This window comes from Streptomyces turgidiscabies Car8 (assembly GCF_000331005.1).
GTDB classification, from domain to species: domain Bacteria; phylum Actinomycetota; class Actinomycetes; order Streptomycetales; family Streptomycetaceae; genus Streptomyces; species Streptomyces turgidiscabies.
Genome location: NZ_AEJB01000569.1, coordinates 12,623 through 28,293 on the forward strand (window position 1 = coordinate 12,623; position 15,671 = coordinate 28,293).

The 15,671-nt window shown below is 71.4% G+C and carries 13 protein-coding genes; 2 read left to right on the forward strand and 11 right to left on the reverse strand.

Translation table 11 applies throughout. The features are described from left to right. Positions 1-92 precede the first annotated feature (92 nt). Positions 93-779 carry a ribulose-phosphate 3-epimerase gene (rpe, locus tag STRTUCAR8_RS40385; RefSeq protein WP_006382176.1) on the reverse strand — a complete coding sequence of 229 codons (687 nt, stop codon included), beginning with the start codon at positions 777-779 and terminating at the stop codon, positions 93-95. A gap of 158 nt (positions 780-937) precedes the next feature. On the opposite strand from rpe, the gene STRTUCAR8_RS40390 reads away from it, so the two are divergent. Beyond that, positions 938-3,055 carry an MMPL family transporter gene (locus STRTUCAR8_RS40390; protein ID WP_006382178.1) on the forward strand — a complete coding sequence of 706 codons (2,118 nt, stop codon included), beginning with the start codon at positions 938-940 and terminating at the stop codon, positions 3,053-3,055. Between the two features lie 162 nt (positions 3,056-3,217). Here STRTUCAR8_RS40390 and STRTUCAR8_RS40395 read toward each other — a convergent pair whose 3' ends face one another. Both STRTUCAR8_RS40395 and fmt read right to left on the reverse strand, forming a co-directional pair. Beyond that, on the reverse strand, positions 3,218-4,636 hold the full coding sequence (locus tag STRTUCAR8_RS40395) for an RsmB/NOP family class I SAM-dependent RNA methyltransferase (RefSeq protein ID WP_006382160.1): 1,419 nt from the start codon (positions 4,634-4,636) through the stop codon (positions 3,218-3,220). 107 nt (positions 4,637-4,743) lie between these two features. Continuing rightward, positions 4,744-5,676, reverse strand: a complete 933-nt coding sequence (gene fmt / locus STRTUCAR8_RS40400) for a methionyl-tRNA formyltransferase (RefSeq protein WP_006382169.1) — start codon at positions 5,674-5,676, stop codon at positions 4,744-4,746. A gap of 218 nt (positions 5,677-5,894) precedes the next feature. Here fmt and STRTUCAR8_RS40405 point away from each other — a divergent pair, with 218 nt between their 5' ends. Beyond that, positions 5,895-6,455: a hypothetical protein gene (locus STRTUCAR8_RS40405; RefSeq protein WP_044473728.1), complete on the forward strand. Its 561-nt coding sequence runs from the start codon at positions 5,895-5,897 to the stop codon at positions 6,453-6,455. 478 nt (positions 6,456-6,933) lie between these two features. Here the strand turns inward: STRTUCAR8_RS40405 and STRTUCAR8_RS40410 are convergent, their stop codons facing one another. From STRTUCAR8_RS40410 to STRTUCAR8_RS40445, 8 genes are all read right to left on the reverse strand, one after another. Further along, the gene (locus tag STRTUCAR8_RS40410) at positions 6,934-9,117 is read right to left on the reverse strand and encodes a primosomal protein N' (RefSeq protein WP_044473729.1); all 2,184 of its coding nucleotides are present in this window, start codon (positions 9,115-9,117) and stop codon (positions 6,934-6,936) included. A gap of 258 nt (positions 9,118-9,375) precedes the next feature. Beyond that, the gene (metK, locus tag STRTUCAR8_RS40415) at positions 9,376-10,584 is read right to left on the reverse strand and encodes a methionine adenosyltransferase (protein WP_006382175.1); all 1,209 of its coding nucleotides are present in this window, start codon (positions 10,582-10,584) and stop codon (positions 9,376-9,378) included. Between the two features lie 249 nt (positions 10,585-10,833). Further along, positions 10,834-12,036: a bifunctional phosphopantothenoylcysteine decarboxylase/phosphopantothenate--cysteine ligase CoaBC gene (coaBC, locus tag STRTUCAR8_RS40420; RefSeq protein ID WP_006382173.1), complete on the reverse strand. Its 1,203-nt coding sequence runs from the start codon at positions 12,034-12,036 to the stop codon at positions 10,834-10,836. A gap of 120 nt (positions 12,037-12,156) precedes the next feature. Continuing rightward, entirely contained in the window at positions 12,157-12,429 is a 273-nt protein-coding gene (gene rpoZ / locus STRTUCAR8_RS40425) for a DNA-directed RNA polymerase subunit omega (protein WP_006382157.1), read from the reverse strand. A gap of 38 nt (positions 12,430-12,467) precedes the next feature. Continuing rightward, positions 12,468-13,061, reverse strand: coding sequence for a guanylate kinase (gene gmk / locus STRTUCAR8_RS40430; protein WP_006382167.1), 594 nt, complete (start codon positions 13,059-13,061; stop codon positions 12,468-12,470). A 36-nt stretch (positions 13,062-13,097) separates the two neighbouring features. Next, positions 13,098-13,421 (reverse strand): integration host factor, encoded by a 324-nt coding sequence (locus STRTUCAR8_RS40435; RefSeq protein WP_006382163.1) that lies wholly within the window; start codon positions 13,419-13,421, stop codon positions 13,098-13,100. Between the two features lie 276 nt (positions 13,422-13,697). Then, on the reverse strand, positions 13,698-14,543 hold the full coding sequence (gene pyrF / locus STRTUCAR8_RS40440; protein ID WP_006382155.1) for an orotidine-5'-phosphate decarboxylase: 846 nt from the start codon (positions 14,541-14,543) through the stop codon (positions 13,698-13,700). After that, the gene (locus tag STRTUCAR8_RS40445; protein WP_044473731.1) at positions 14,540-15,646 is read right to left on the reverse strand and encodes a quinone-dependent dihydroorotate dehydrogenase; all 1,107 of its coding nucleotides are present in this window, start codon (positions 15,644-15,646) and stop codon (positions 14,540-14,542) included. The genes pyrF and STRTUCAR8_RS40445 overlap by 4 nt, the downstream gene beginning before the upstream one ends. Between the last annotated feature and the right edge of the window lie 25 nt (positions 15,647-15,671).

The following is a 15,671-nucleotide window of genomic DNA, read 5'->3' on the forward strand; positions in this document are numbered from 1 at the left end:
TCACTGCTGTTCACATTCTGGATTCGCCGTTCATCCTGTCAGATCCCGAGTGCTTGATCTGCCCAGAAGTACGTCGTTCACGTTCCCTTGGCTCAGTGGCCGCACGCCCAGGACGCACCGGCGGTCGCCGCCAGCGCCTGGGTGCGCAGTGCACGTACCGCCTCGGCCGGGTCCGCGGCGCCGTACACCGCCGATCCGGCGACGAAGACATCGGCGCCGGCCTCGGCGCAGCGCTCGATGGTCGAGGCGGCGACGCCCCCGTCGACCTGGAGCCACAGCTCAAGACCGTGCTTGCTGATCAACTCGCGGGTGCGGCGAATCTTGGGGAGCATGATGTCGAGAAAGGCCTGGCCGCCGAAACCCGGCTCGACCGTCATGATCAGCAACATGTCCAGTTCGGGCAGCAGGTCCTCGTACGGCTCGATCGGAGTCGCGGGCTTGAGGGCCATGGAGGCCCGGGCGCCCTTCGCCCGGATCTCGCGGGCGAGCCGCACCGGAGCGGCGGCGGCCTCGACGTGGAAGGTGACGGAACCCGCCCCCGCTTCCACGTACTGCGGCGCCCATCGATCGGGGTCCTCGATCATCAGGTGGCAGTCCAGCGGGGTGTCCGTCGCCCGCGCGAGGGACTCTACGACCGGCACACCGAGCGTGAGGTTCGGTACGAAATGGTTGTCCATCACATCGACGTGAAGCCAGTCGGCCCCTTCGACCGCCTTCGCCTCCTCGGCGAGTCGGGCGAAGTCGGCGGACAGGATACTGGGGTTGATCTGCGCGGCCATGCCCCCAGACTGCCATGCCCGCCGGGGGTTGCGCGTGCGGGTCCGTCCTGGCAAGGGTGGTCAGCAACCTGCGGGTCGTCCGCGGTCACTCGCGCCCACGCGGCGCAGCCGCACGTGTCACCGCCCCGCGCCCCTTACCCGGACCGGTCGAGGTGGGTATGAACGGGAACCGTAGGACCGCGTACCTCGTCTGCGGGCGGCGGGCCAAGTGGCTGGTGCTGGCCCTGTGGCTGGTGCTGCTCGTGCTGGTCGGGCCCTTCGCCCAGAAGCTCACCGACGCGCAGGACAACGACGCCGCCTCCTGGTTGCCGGGGTCCGCCGAATCCACCCAGGTCCTCCATCTCTCCGAAGACTTCAGGCCCGAGCAGATCCCCGCGATCGTCGTCTACGCGCGCGAGAGCGGCCTCACGGCTGCGGACCGGGCCCGGATCACCGAAGCCACCGGCGAGCTGAAGAAGCTGCGGGACCACGGCATCCGGGGCGCGGAGACCCGGGGCCCGGTGTTCGACCGAGCCACCGATCCACGGGCCGCGCAGGTCCTCGTACCCATCACGATGGACGAGAAGGGCTGGGAGCGGATCGCGCCGGCCGTCGACTCCATCAGGGCCGCCGCCGGAACCGGTGCGGCCGGGATGGCCGTGCACATCACGGGCCCCGGCGGTACGTCGGCGGACTTCTCCAAGGCCTTCGAAGGCATCGACTCCACGCTGCTGGTCTCGGCGATGGCCGTCGTCATCGTGATGCTGCTGCTCACCTATCGCAGCCCCACCCTGATCCTCGTCCCCCTGCTGGGAGTGGTCGCGGCCCTGTTCACCGCGCAGGCGCTGATCTACTTCCTCGCCCAGCACGCGGGTTTGACGGTGAACGGCCAGAGCGCGGGCATTCTCACCGTGCTGGTGTTCGGTGCGGGGACGGACTACGCCCTGCTCCTGGTCGCCCGCTACCGGGAGGAGCTGCGCCGACACGAGGACCGCCACGAGGCGATGGCGCTCGCCCTGCATCGCGCGGGCCCCGCCGTTTTCGCGTCGGGGGCGACGGTCGTGCTCGGCATGCTGGTGCTGTTGGCCGCCGAGATGAACTCGACCAGCGGCCTGGGCCCGGTGGCGGCGATCGGGGTGGCGGTGGCCCTGCTGGCCATGATGACGCTCTTCCCCGCCCTGCTGGTGATCTGCGGCCGGTGGATCTTCTGGCCGGTGATTCCGCACAACGGGTCGCCCGACCCGACCGAACGCGGCCTGTGGGCCCGCATGGGCCGGCGCATCTCCGTTCGCCCGCGCATGATCTGGGGCATCACGGCGGCGGCCCTGATCGCGTGCTCGTTCGGCCTGATGCAACTGCGCGCCGAGGGGCTGAGCAACGCCGACGCGTTCACCGACAAACCGGACTCGATCGTCGGCCAGGAGGTGTCCGCACGCTACTTCCCGGCGGGCAGCGGCGATCCGCTCGTCGTCATCAGCGACCAGGCACAGGCCCAGGAGGTCCGCCGGGCGGTCGCCGGGACGCGGGGGGTGGTCCCCGACTCCCTCGGCCTGCCTCCGGGCACGAGGCCGTTTTCCGAGGGCAAGGTGCTGTTCGAGGCCACGATGACCGCCCCCGCGGACAGCGAGGCCGCGAAACAGACCGTGGAGCGGGTCCGGGACGCCGTGCACGCGGTGCCGGACGCGGACGCGCAGGTGGGCGGCGGTACGGCGGCGCTGCTGGACATGGACAGAGCGACGACGCACGACAATCTGCTGATCATCCCGCTGGTCCTGGGAGTGGTCCTGCTGATCCTCTGTGCCCTGCTCCGGGCACTGATCGCCCCGCTGCTGCTGATCGGCACGGTGGTGCTGTCCTTCGCGGCGGCCCTGGGCATCAGCGCCCTCGCCTTCCGTCACCTGTTCGACTACGCGGGTGAGTCGACGGACTTCCCGCTGTTCGTCTTCGTCTTCCTGGTGGCGCTGGGCATCGACTACAACATCTTCCTGACCACCCGTATCCGTGAGGAGGCGGCTCGCCAGGGCACCCGCAAGGGCGTGGTGACGGGCTTGTCGACGACCGGCGCGGTCATCACCTCTGCGGGCCTTGTCCTGGCAGGCACGTTCGCGGCCCTGGGCACGCTGCCCATGGTGGCGTTCGCGGAGATCGGCTTCGCGGTGGCCCTGGGCGTGGTCCTGGACACCCTGGTGGTCCGGTCCGTGCTGGTCCCGGCGCTGTTCCTGGACGTGGGCCCGATGGTCTGGTGGCCACACCGACGCGCGCGGGAGGACGGCGTACCCGGGGCCGCCAAAACCTGACCGTCGGGCCCTGCGGGGGCGAAACGGAGGGGACTCTGTCGCTGCCGACCGGTCGGTACATCGGCGACGACCGCTTCATCGCCGAGGCGCCGGTTCCGTCCCGCCCCGCCCGAATGAGCAAACCTCAGGTCGTCCGACGCACCGACGACCAACGACCGGCGGTCACCCGGTCCGGCGGATCAGGGCCAGATACATGGCGTCGGTCCCGTGCAGATGCGGCCACAGCTGTACGTCGGGGCCGTCACCGAGGTCGGTCACGCCCTCGAACAGCGGCCGGGCGTCGACGAGTTCGGCGTGCGGGTGCTGCTTGAGCACGTCGTCGACAACCGCCCGGGTCTCGGCCAGGTGCGGCGAGCAGGTGGCGTAGCCGACGATCCCGCCGACCCGGACCGACTCCAGGGCGGTGGTCAGCAGCGCGCGCTGGAGCGGCGCGAAACCCTCCAGGTCCTCCGGGCGTCGCCGCCAGCGCGCCTCGGGACGCCTGCGGAGCGCCCCGAGCCCGGTGCACGGCACGTCCATCAGTACGCGGTCGAAACTGCCGGCCCGCCACGGCGGCCGGGTCCCGTCCCCGACGACGACCTGGTAGGGGCCGGGATTGCCGGCCAGCGCCTTCGCGACCAGCCCCGCCCGGTGCGGCTGCTTCTCGGAGGCGAGCAGCGACGCACCCCGCTGCGCGGCGAGAGCCGCGAGCAGCGACGCCTTGCCGCCGGGCCCGGCACACCCGTCGAGCCAGGCCTTGTCGGGCCCGTCGACCGGAGCATTGGCCAGGGCGAGCGCGACGAGCTGACTGCCCTCGTCCTGCACACCCGCGCGCCCCTCCCGTACGGCCTCGATGGCCCCGGGTTCCCCGCCTTCGGCGAGGCGCACGGCGTACGGCGACCAGCGCCCCGGCACCGCGGCCTCCTCGTGGAGCAGCTCCTCGGTGGTGCCCCGCCCGGGCCGGGCGACCAGGGTGACCTCGGGCCGTTCGTTGTCGGCGGCGAGCAGTTCCTCGATGCCGGCGCGCCCGCCCCCCAGCGAATCCCACAGCGCGGAGACGACCCACCGGGGATGTGAGTGCACGACGGCGAGATGGTCCTCGGGATCGTCGTCGTAGGGCGGCGCGACCCGCTCGATCCAGGCGTCCAGATCGTGCTGGGCGACCTTGCGCAGCACGGCGTTCACGAACTTGGCCCGTCCGTCGCCGAGGACGACCCGGGCCAGTTCGACGGAGGCGGACACGGCGGCGTGCGTCGGGATGCGGGTCCCGAGCAGCTGGTGCACGCCAAGGCTCAGCACATCGAGCACCGGCGGGTCGACCTCGCGCAGCGGCCGGTCGACACACGCGCCGATGACGGCGTCATAGGTCCCCTGACGCCGCAGCGTCCCGTACACCAGCTCGGTGGCGAGAGCCGCGTCCCGCCCGTCGAAGTCCCCCTTCGCGCGGGCCGCACGAAGAAGCGGCGGCAGCACCAGGTTGGCGTACGCGTCCCGCTCGTCCACGGCTCGCAGCGCCTCGAAGGCGAGGATGCGGACGGGGTCCTTCTGGGGCCGACGGTAGGGCTTGCCGGGCTTGTGGGGCCGACGAGGCTGCTCGCTCACGAAAAAGGTGCTCCGGATATGGGAAAAGGGGTGCGGTTTCCAGCGTACGTCGTGTCCGGCCGGCCCGAATCTCGCGGTACCGCTACGGGCACGGGCCGGACGAAGGCTCAGGCTCCGAGCACCTCGCCGTCGGCGATCCGCACGCCTCGCGCCCAGTCGGCGGCGCGCATCGGCTTCTTCCCCTGCGCCTGCACCCACAGCAGCTCGACGGCGTACGACCCGGTGCCCACGTACACGTTGTTCTTGCCGACGGAGAGCACTCCGGGAGCGAGATCGGTGCGCTCGGGCACGGGCGTGACATGGATGAGCTTGAGCCGTTCGCCCCGGAACACGGTCCAGGCGCCGGGTGCGGGGGTGCACCCGCGCACGACCCGGTCGGCCCGCAGAGCGGGCACGGACCAGTCGACGTGGGCGTCCTCGACGCTGATCTTCGGCGCGAGGGTGACGCCGTCGGCGGGCTGCGGTACGGCCTTCAGGGTGCCGTCCTCGATACCGTCCATGGTCGCGGCCAGCAGCCCGGAGCCGGCGAAGGCGAGCCGTGTCAGCAGGTCACCGCTGGTGTCGGTGGGCCGGACCGTCTCGGTCACCGTGCCGTAGACGGGACCGGAGTCGAGGCCCTCCTCGATGAGGAAGGTGGAGGCACCGGTGATCTCGTCGCCGGCCATGACGGAGTGCTGCACGGGCGCGGCACCACGCCAGGCGGGCAGCAGCGAGAAGTGCAGGTTGACCCAGCCGTGGGCGGGGATGTCGAGGGCGACGCGGGGCAGCAGGGCCCCGTACGCGACAACGGGACAGCAGTCGGGCCCGATCTCCCGGAGCCTCGCGAGGAACTCCTCGTCCCTGGGCCTGGCGGGCTTCAGCACCTCGATCCCGGCCTCCTCGGCCCGCTGGGCCACGGGACTGGCGACCAGCCTGCGTCCCCGCCCGGCGGGCGCGTCGGGCCGCGTGACGACGGCGACCACTTCATGCCGTTCCGACCCGATCAGGGCATCCAGAGCGGGAACGGCGACCTCAGGGGTACCAGCGAAGACAAGCCTCATGGGTGGGCGTGGGCCTCTCGGACGGGATTCTGCGGGCAGCGCACCAGTCTATGACCGCACTCCAGGGGGGGCGTACGCATATGCCCCTACGCCCCCGCACCGTGACCACTCACGCAAAATCGCGTTGGTCAAGAAAGAGTTGACCAGAAGGGTTGACCACAACGAGCCGCACATCGCGCGGCCCGATCCCTTTCAACGCCGGTTCGAGAGGCTTGTTCATGGCCGACCACGCAACCCACGACGCCCAGGCTCGGGCCAGCCTGCACTTGCTGGTGCGGGACATCGAGCGGGTCCGCCGGCAGGTGGACGCACTGCGCACCCTCACCGCCCAGTTGGGCAACGTCTACCGCCCGCGCCGCTCCGGCCCCTCCACGGGCTTCGTCGTCTACGGGCGGGCCCCCGCTCCGACCGTCCGCCTCGCCCAGGAACTGCGGGACAGCGTCGAAACCCTGGTCACGGCCGCCGTGGACTTCGACCGCTCACTCGGCTTCTCGTGGGACGCGGTGGGCTCGGCGCTCGGGGTCACCAAGCAGGCCGTCCACCGCCGTTACGGTGCCCGCCGCGCCGCCGCACAGGCGGCGGCCGACGCCGAGCGCGCCACGGAGACCGCGACGACCCGCACGGTGGGTGTCGGGACGGTCGGCGGGGTCGGCACCGTCATGCCCACGGTGCCGACGGTCCCCGCAGCCCGCTCGATGCCGACCCAGCCGACGGCAGGCAGCCCCACCCTCCGCGACGAAGCGAGGCCCACGGCCTTCCCCGGCCCGCGCAACGGCTGACCAGAACCACCGCCCACCCCACCCTCTGCCCTCCCACACCCACCCGGGAGGGCAGAGGCATGCCCGCCCCACGCCTTTCCGGTCAGCCCCCGTGACGAGTCCCGGTAACCACCGCACGCCGCCCCCACCACGCGTAGGACAGAGGCATGCCCGCGCCCGTCCGCCCAGCCCCCATCACACGGCACGGCCACCACCGCACTCCAAGCCTCGCCGCACGCAGCGCAGAAGCACGCCCACCCGTCTCCGGGCCCGCCCGTACGCCGGTCCCACCCCGTCGCCCGACCTCAACTCCCGTCCGGTCCACCCAGCCCCCGGCCCCTCCTCGCCGGGGCGATGCCCCGGCCCTACGCCAGTCCCACCCCGCTCTCCGAACACAACCCCCGCCCGTCCTGTCTGCCCCCTGCCCCCTGCCCCCACCTCACGCCGGGACCCACCCTGCACCAGCCCCACCCGTATCCAGTGCCCTTGCGCCCAGCCCTCACCCGATGTCGGGCGGATCGATCCGCACCCACACGCTCGCCTCCCCACCCCGCCCCGCCCGAGCCATCCGCGCGGCCTGGGCCGCCTTCAGCGCTGCGGCCAGCGCGGCCCCGCTGCCCGGCGGGACCCGGACCAACGCCCGCTCCCACTGCTCCCCGGGCGGCGGCGCCCCTGTCCGCCGGGGCCGCCCCGCCGCCGTCACGGGCAACGGAACCGGCCCCAACACCTCGGCGTCTCCTGGGAGTTCGGCCCCGGCGAGGAACCCGGCGACGGCCTCCGCGGTCCCGGCGACGGACGCCATCCGGGACACCGGCGGAAACCCCAGCTCGGCGCGCTCCGCGAGCTCCCGCACGGCATGCCCGACGGGATCCCACCGCACCAGCGCCTGCACCGGCCGCAGGGTGGGCTCGGCGACCACGACGACCGTCCCCCCTGGCGCCCCCTCCCCGCGCACGCCCTGCCCCCGGACCAGCGCCGCAGCCGCCATCCACCGCCGCAGCGCGTCCTCCCCGGCCCGCAGATCGGGCCGCCCGAGCATGGCCCAGCCGTCCAGCAGCAGGGCAGCCGCGTATCCGCCCTCGGCGACGGGCTCGGCGCCCGGCGTGCTGACAACCAGCGCGGGCGCCCCCGGCACCGTGTCGAGCACATGCTCACGCCCGGACGTCCGCACCGGCACGGCCGGAAACGCCCGCCCCAGTTCCTCGGCCGTCCGCCGCGCGCCGACGACCTGCGCCCGCAGCCGGAACCCCCCGCACTCCGGGCAGTGCCAGCCGGTCTCCTCCCGCCCGCACCACGCGCACCACGGCGCCCCGGCGTCCCGCGCCTCCAGCGGCCCGACGCAGTGCCGGCACCTAGCGGGTTCCCGGCACCGGGCGCAGGCCAGCCGCGGTACGTAGCCCCGCCGGGGCACCTGCACCAGCACCGGCCCGTGCTTCAGCCCCTCCCGCGCCGCCTGCCAGGCGAGGGTCGGCAGCCGCGCCGCCCGGGCGGCCTCGTCCCGCGCGAAATCCCCGTCTCCCACCGTCCGTACGAGCGGGGCGGCCGCCCGCACCTGATCCCGCCCGGCGACCAGCGGCCGGGCCCAGCCGCTCTCGACGAGCTGCGCGGCCTCCACCGTGCAGCTCCAACTCCCCAGCAGAAAGGCGCACTTGTCCTGCGCGGCCCGCAGCAGCAGCACCTCACGGGCATGCGGCTGCGGGGCATGCGGCTCACTGTGGCTGTCGTCGCCGTCGTCCCAGATCGCGACCAGCCCCAGATCCCGGACGGGCGCGAACATCGCGGCCCGGGTCCCGACCACGGCCCGTACAGCGCCCCGCCGTACGGCGAGCCACTCCCGGTACCGCTTCTCTGGCCCGGCATCAGCGGTGAGCACCGCGTGCCGCCCCTCCCCCAGGACAGTGGTCAGGGCGGCGTCGACACGCGTGACGGCGCGCCCGTCCGGCACGACCACCAGCGCCCCGCGCCCGGAAGCGAGCGTCGCTCCGACGGCCCGCGCCAGCTCCTCGCTCCACTCGGATCCGGGCAGCGCGTTCCACACGGCACGCGGTGCCCCCCCGGTGGCCAGCGCCTCGAGAAACGCGCCCCCTCGCTCGTACCGCCCCCAGGACCCGGCGTCCGGCACCCCGGCCACCGGCAGGGCCGCCGGGGAGGCCGCCTTCTCGGCGCGAGCGTTCCTCGGCGGGACGGCCAGTTGCAGCACGTCGGCGAGACTGCCCGCGTACCGGTCGGCGACAGTCCGGGCCAACGACAGCAGTTCCTCGCTCAGCACGATCTCGGGCGACACCACCTGTGCGAGGGCGGCCAGCGGCCCGGAGTAGTCGGATTCGGCGAGGCGCTCGACGAGGAAACCGTCGATGAGCCCCCCGCCCTCACGGCGCCCGTCCCGCACCCGATGCCGCCCGGCTCCGAACCTGACCCGTACGCGCACCCCGGGCTGGGCCTCGGCGTCGAGTTCTTCGGGCACGGCGTAGTCGAAGTACCGGTCGAGATGCAGCACACCCTTGTCGACGAGCACCCGCGCGACGGGCAGCTCCCTGGCCAGCGCGGCCCCCCGCCAGGTCCGCGGCTTGGCCCGCGGGACCTTGGCCTGCCGCACGCTTTCCCGAATCAACGCAAGCTGCTCGGGCGGCGCCCCGTCGGCCCCGCGGTCCCCGCCGCTCCCCTGCCCGTTCTCGCTGCTCACACCTGCATTCTTACCAAACGCCACTGACAACGAGCGGCGCTCGAACTCCCGAGATCAAGTCGGCAGCGGCACGAAATTCCAGATTCACCGCACGCCCGAGGGACGCACTCCACCGAAGTACCCGCGGCCTGCGCACCGGAAGATCACCACCGTACGAAGCGGGCTCACACCCCCGCCAGCCATTTTCCGACGCGCAGAGGCCCGGCGCCCCCATGGGACACCGGGCCTCGACAACCGAGCGCGGCCGGGGCGCGGACCCTACAGGCCGACAGCCTTGCGCAGCGCCTCGACCCGGTCCGTCCGCTCCCACGTGAAGTCGGGCAGCTCGCGGCCGAAGTGGCCGTACGCCGCCGTCTGGGCGTAGATCGGGCGCAGCAGGTCGAGGTCGCGGATGATCGCGGCGGGGCGGAGGTCGAAGACCGTCGTGATCGCGGCCTCGATCTTCTCGGCGTCGACCTTGGCCGTGCCGAAGGTCTCCACGAACAGGCCCACCGGCTCGGCCTTGCCGATCGCGTACGCGACCTGGACCTCGCAGCGCGAGGCGAGGCCCGCGGCGACTACGTTCTTCGCGACCCAGCGCATCGCGTAGGCCGCGGAGCGGTCGACCTTGGACGGGTCCTTGCCCGAGAAGGCGCCGCCGCCGTGCCGGGCCATGCCGCCGTACGTGTCGATGATGATCTTGCGGCCGGTGAGGCCCGCGTCGCCCATCGGGCCGCCGATCTCGAAGCGGCCGGTGGGGTTGACCAGCAGGCGGTAGCCCTCGGTCTCCAGCTTGATGCCGTCGTCGAGGAGTGCCTTCAGCTCCGCCTCCACCACGAACTCGCGGATGTCGGGGGCGAGGAGGGAGTCCAGGTCGATGTCGCTCGCGTGCTGCGAGGAGACGACGACCGTGTCCAGGCGGACCGGCTTGTCACCGTCGTACTCGATGGTGACCTGGGTCTTGCCGTCGGGACGCAGGTACGGGATCGTCCCGTTCTTGCGGACCTCGGACAGACGGCGCGAGAGTCGGTGCGCGAGGTGGATCGGGAGCGGCATCAGCTCCGGGGTCTCGTCCGTCGCGTAGCCGAACATCAGGCCCTGGTCGCCGGCACCCTGCTTGTCGAGTTCGTCTTCGTCGCCCTCGACACGCTGCTCGTACGCCGTGTCCACGCCCTGGGCGATGTCCGGCGACTGCGAGCCGATCGACACCGACACGCCGCAGGAGGCGCCGTCGAAGCCCTTCTTCGAGGAGTCGTAGCCGATCTCGAGGATCTTGTCGCGCACCAGTTGCGGGATGGGCGCGTAGGCCTTGGTGGTGACCTCACCGGCCACATGCACCAGGCCGGTGGTGATCAGCGTCTCGACGGCGACTCGGGACGTGGGGTCTTCGCGCAGAAGCGCGTCGAGAATCGTGTCGCTGATCTGGTCAGCGATCTTGTCGGGGTGACCTTCGGTCACGGACTCCGAGGTGAAAAGGCGACGGGACACAACGCTCCCTGTGGTTGCAGCGGCTGCTGGCTGATCATTGGCGGACGAATCGGGAGCTGCGCCCGGTGTCGTCCGAGAACACTTTATCGGTCGCACTCGCCGATCGGCCCCTCCGTCTCGTCTCTCGGAAGCGCCGTGACCTGCGGCACGGGCATTCTGCCCAGTCACACGCGGTGTACGCCAGGGTCGCCACGCCCCGAAGTACGAGGTAGGAGGGATGTCGCGTGTCTGCCGGGACGGCGGAACCCTTCACTCGAGACGACGGGCGACCAGATCCCACACGATGTCGGCCAACGCTTCCTTCGGCCCGTGCGGCACCTGGGTCTCGCTGCCGTCGGCGCCCAGCACCACGGCCTCGTTCTCCTCGGAACCGAAGGTGCGGCGCTCACCCACCTCGTTGACGACCAGCAGGTCGCATCCCTTGCGTCGCAGCTTCGTACGGCCGTTGGCGAGGACGTCGTCCGTCTCGGCCGCGAAGCCGACGACGACCTGGCGCGTCCGGGCGCGGTCGGCCGAGATCTCCGCGAGGATGTCCGGATTCCGGATCAGGGTGACGGGTTCGGGGTCCTCGCCGTCCTTCTTCTTGATCTTTCCGGCCGCGTAGGCCGCCGGGCGGAAGTCCGCGACCGCGGCGGCCATCACCACGGCGTCGGCGTCCGCGGCCGCCTTCAGGACGGCCTCGCGCAGCTGGACGGCCGTCCCCACGGGCACGACGTCCACACCCGCCGGGTCCGGCAGGGCGGCATTGGCGGCGATCAGCGTGACCCGGGCGCCGCGCGCGGCGGCCGTTCGGGCGAGCGCGTACCCCTGCTTGCCGGAGGAGCGGTTGCCGAGGAAGCGGACCGGGTCGAGGGGCTCGCGGGTGCCGCCGGCGCTGACCACGACGTGCCGCCCGACGAGGTCGGGTTCGCTCACGCCACGGGCCAGCACCCGGCGGCAGACCTCGAAGATCTCGGCCGGATCGGGCAGGCGCCCCTTGCCCGTGTCGACGCCGGTCAGGCGCCCGACGGCCGGTTCGACGACCAGGGCGCCGCGGCGGCGCAGCGTCGCCACGTTCTTCTGTGTGGCCGGGTTCTCCCACATCTCGGTGTGCATGGCGGGGGCGAAGACGACAGGACACCGGGCGGTGAGGAGGGTGTTGGTGAGCAGGTCGTCGGCGAGGCCGTGGGCCGCCTTCGCGAGCATGTCGGCGGTCGCCGGGGCCACGACGACCAGATCGGCCTGCTGGCCGATGCGGACGTGCGGGACCTCGTGGACGTCGTCCCAGACCTCCGTGGAGACGGAGTGGCCGGAGAGCGCGGACCAGGTCGCGGCGCCGACGAAGTGCAGGGCCGAGGCAGTGGGGACGACACGGACGTCGTGACCCGACTCCGTCAGTCTCCGGAGCAGCTCACAGGCCTTGTACGCGGCGATGCCGCCACTGACCCCCAGTACGACCTTCGGCTTGCCCACCGGGCCTCCCCTGACTCGACACGCGACGCGGCACCTGACTCGGTACGGGTCTATGACACACCACAGGCCCGACAGTCGCGCTGTCGGGCCTGTGGATAAACCAACCAAAAGTTGAAAATACTACTGCGCGGGGCCCTCAACGGCCTCGGACGTCAGCAGACCCGCGTTGATCTCACGCAGGGCGATCGAGAGCGGCTTCTCGTGGACGTGGGTGTCGACGAGCGGACCGACGTACTCAAGGAGGCCCTCGCCGAGCTGCGAGTAGTACGCGTTGATCTGGCGGGCACGCTTGGCCGCGTAGATCACCAGGCTGTACTTCGAGTCGGTGGCTTCGAGGAGCTCGTCGATCGGAGGGTTGATGATGCCCTCGGGCGTGGAGATGGAAGAGGACACGCTCTGCCTTCCGAAAGGTGGGATGGGATCGAGAACGATCACACAACTTCCATCAAGGCTAGCAGCTCGCGCGCCACGTCCTCGACAGAGGTGTTGACCAGGGTCTCGTCGAACTCGGGCTCGGCGGCCAGTTCGATCTTGGCCGCCTCCAGGCGGCGTTCGATCACTTCGGGCGATTCGGTACCCCGCCCGGTCAGTCTGCGCACCAGCTCCTCCCAGGAAGGAGGAGCCAGGAACACCAGCAGAGCGTCCGACATGGACTCGCGGACCTGCCGGGCGCCCTGGAGATCGATCTCCAGGAGGACCGACTCGCCGGACTCCAACCGCTCCAGCACGGCCGCACGCGGCGTGCCGTAGCGGTTGCCGGCGAACTCGGCCCACTCAAGCAGCTCGCCATTGGCGATCAGCTTGTCCATCTCCTCGTCGGTGACGAAGAAATAGTGGACTCCGTGCCGCTCACCGGGGCGTGGCTTACGGGTCGTCGCCGACACCGACAGCCACACCTCGGGGTGAGCCTTGCGCATATGAACGACGACCGTGCTCTTGCCGACGCCCGAAGGGCCGGAGAGCACGGTCAGTCGCGGACGTACGTCCGGGGGCTCGGGGGTCGTCCCCCGGAATGTTGCAGCCATACGGCGATTATTCCAGGAATCCCGGGGTGCCAGGACTCAGGAGCCGGTGCTGCCGAACTCGCGCTCCAAGGAGGCGATCTGGTTGGACCCCAGGCCACGCACTCGGCGGCTCTCGGAGATACCGAGTCGCTCCATGATCTGCTTGGCGCGGACCTTGCCCACGCCCGGGAGCGATTCGAGCAGGGCGGAGACCTTCATCTTGCCGATGACGTCGTTCTCCCGGCCCTGCTTGATGACCTCGTGAAGAGAGGCGCCGGAGTGCTTGAGTCGATTCTTGACCTCGGCCCGCTCCCGGCGAGCCGCGGCGGCCTTTTCGAGCGCGGCAGCGCGCTGTTCAGGGGTAAGGGGCGGAAGAGCCACGCCTACGTCACCTCGGATGTCGAACTGTCGGATACGGACCGGTGAGGTAGCTAATCGCCCCTCACCTGGTGAGCTACGAACAACATGCTCGCTCGTTGACTCTCGTCGGAGACTAGCGGCCAAGTCCGCCAGAGTCAGCGAGAACAGCGGAAAAGTCCTGGTCAGCCTTTGCCAGCTGGGACATTTCGGTCAAACTGCCCTGGATTTGAGAATGTATTCAGTCTCAAGGCGTCCTGAAGTCAGTCATCGGATGACTCCGCCGAACTGTACGAATCCTCAGGTGGCGGCGACAGCGGCCCGGATCTCGTCCGCGAAGCGGTCCGACGCGTCCCGCAGCGCCACGAGTTCGGGACCGTGACGCAGAACACCTCGGCTGACGTTCGGGACCACGTTCCGCAGCGCCGGCCCGAACACCCCGGGGAGATCCGCCGGAGTCGCCCCCTGCGCCCCGACGCCGGGTGCCAGGAGAGGCCCGTTGATGTCGAGGTCGTAGGACGAGAGGTCGCCGAGTGTGGCCCCTACGACCGCGCCGAAGGAGCCCAGCGGCCGCTCCCCCGCGTTCTCGGCGGCGAGGTACGCCAGCATGGTCGCGCCGACGTTCAGCCCGTCCTCGCGGACGGCGTGCTGCACCTGACCGCCCTCGGGGTTGGAGGTCAGCGCCAGCACGAACAGGCCCGCGCCGCTCTCCCGCGCGAGGTCGACCGCCGGCTGGAGCGAGCCGTAGCCGAGGTACGGGGAGACGGTGAGCGCGTCCGAGAACAGCGGGGCGCCCTTCTCCAGGAAGGCCTCGGCGTACGCGGCCATGGTGGAGCCGATGTCGCCGCGTTTGGCGTCCATCACGACCAGCGTGCCGGCCTCCCGCGCGTCCTGGACCGTCTTCTCCAGCACGGCGACGCCGCGCGACCCGAACCGCTCGAAGAACGCGCTCTGCGGCTTCATCACCGCGACCCGCCCGGCCAGCGCCTCGACGACGGTGCGGCTGAACCTCTCCAGACCGGCGACGTCGTCGTTCAGCCCCCAGTCGTGGAGCAGCGAGGCGTGCGGGTCGATGCCGACGCAGAGCGGGCCGCGCTCGTCCATGGCGCGCCGCAGTCGGACGCCGAAGGGTTCCAGAACCGTCATGCCGTCTTCCTCACGTCGGCGCCGACCGCGTCGGCGAGGGTGGCGTACGGGCTCGTCCGCAGGCGGGCGGCGAGCCCCTTGTGGATGGTGCGGCCCCAAAAGGGGCCCTCGTAGACGAAGGCGCTGTAGCCCTGTACGAGGGTGGCGCCTGCCAGGATGCGCTGCCAGGCGTCCTCGGCGTTCTCGACGCCCCCGACACCCACCAGGGTGATCCGGTCCCCCACGCGCGCGTAGAGACGGCGCAGCACCTCCAGGGAGCGTGCTTTCAGGGGTGCGCCGGAGAGGCCGCCGGTCTCCTTCACCAGGGCCGGGTCGGATGTCAGACCGAGTCCCTCGCGCGCGATGGTGGTGTTCGTGGCGATGATCCCGTCCAGGCCCAGTTCGACAGCCAGGTCCGCGACGGCGTCCACGTCCTCGTCGGCGAGGTCGGGAGCGATCTTCACCAGCAGCGGGACGCAGCGCGAGGTCACCGTACGGTCGGCGGCCTCGCGGACGGCGGTCAGCAGCGGGCGCAGCGCCTCGGTGGCCTGGAGGTTACGCAGGCCGGGCGTGTTGGGCGAGCTGACGTTGACGACGAGATAGTCGGCGTACGCGGCGAGCCGCTCGGTGGACTTCACGTAGTCGGCGACGGCCTCGTCCTCGGGGACGACCTTGGTCTTGCCGATGTTGACGCCGACGACGGTCCTGAAGACCGCCTCCCGGCTCGCCAGACGTGCCGCCACGGCCAGCGAACCCTCGTTGTTGAATCCCATGCGGTTGATGAGCGCCCGGTCCGGCACGAGGCGGAACAGCCGCTTCTTGGGGTTGCCGGGCTGCGGCTCCCCGGTGACCGTGCCGATCTCGACATGGTCGAAGCCGAGCATCGACATCCCGTCGATCGCGACCGCGTTCTTGTCGAAGCCGGCCGCGAGCCCGAAGGGCCCGTGCATGCGCAGCCCGAAGGCCTCGGTGCGCAGTTCCCCGTACCGGGGCGCGAGGGCGGCTGCGACGAACGTCCGGAGCACGGGGAGGCGGGCGGCGAGGCGAATCCAGCGGAAGGCGAGGTGGTGGGCCTCTTCGGGGTCCATGCGCGTGAAGAACAGGCGGAAGAAGAGTTTGTACATGGTGGTGTCCTCACGAAGAGGGGGC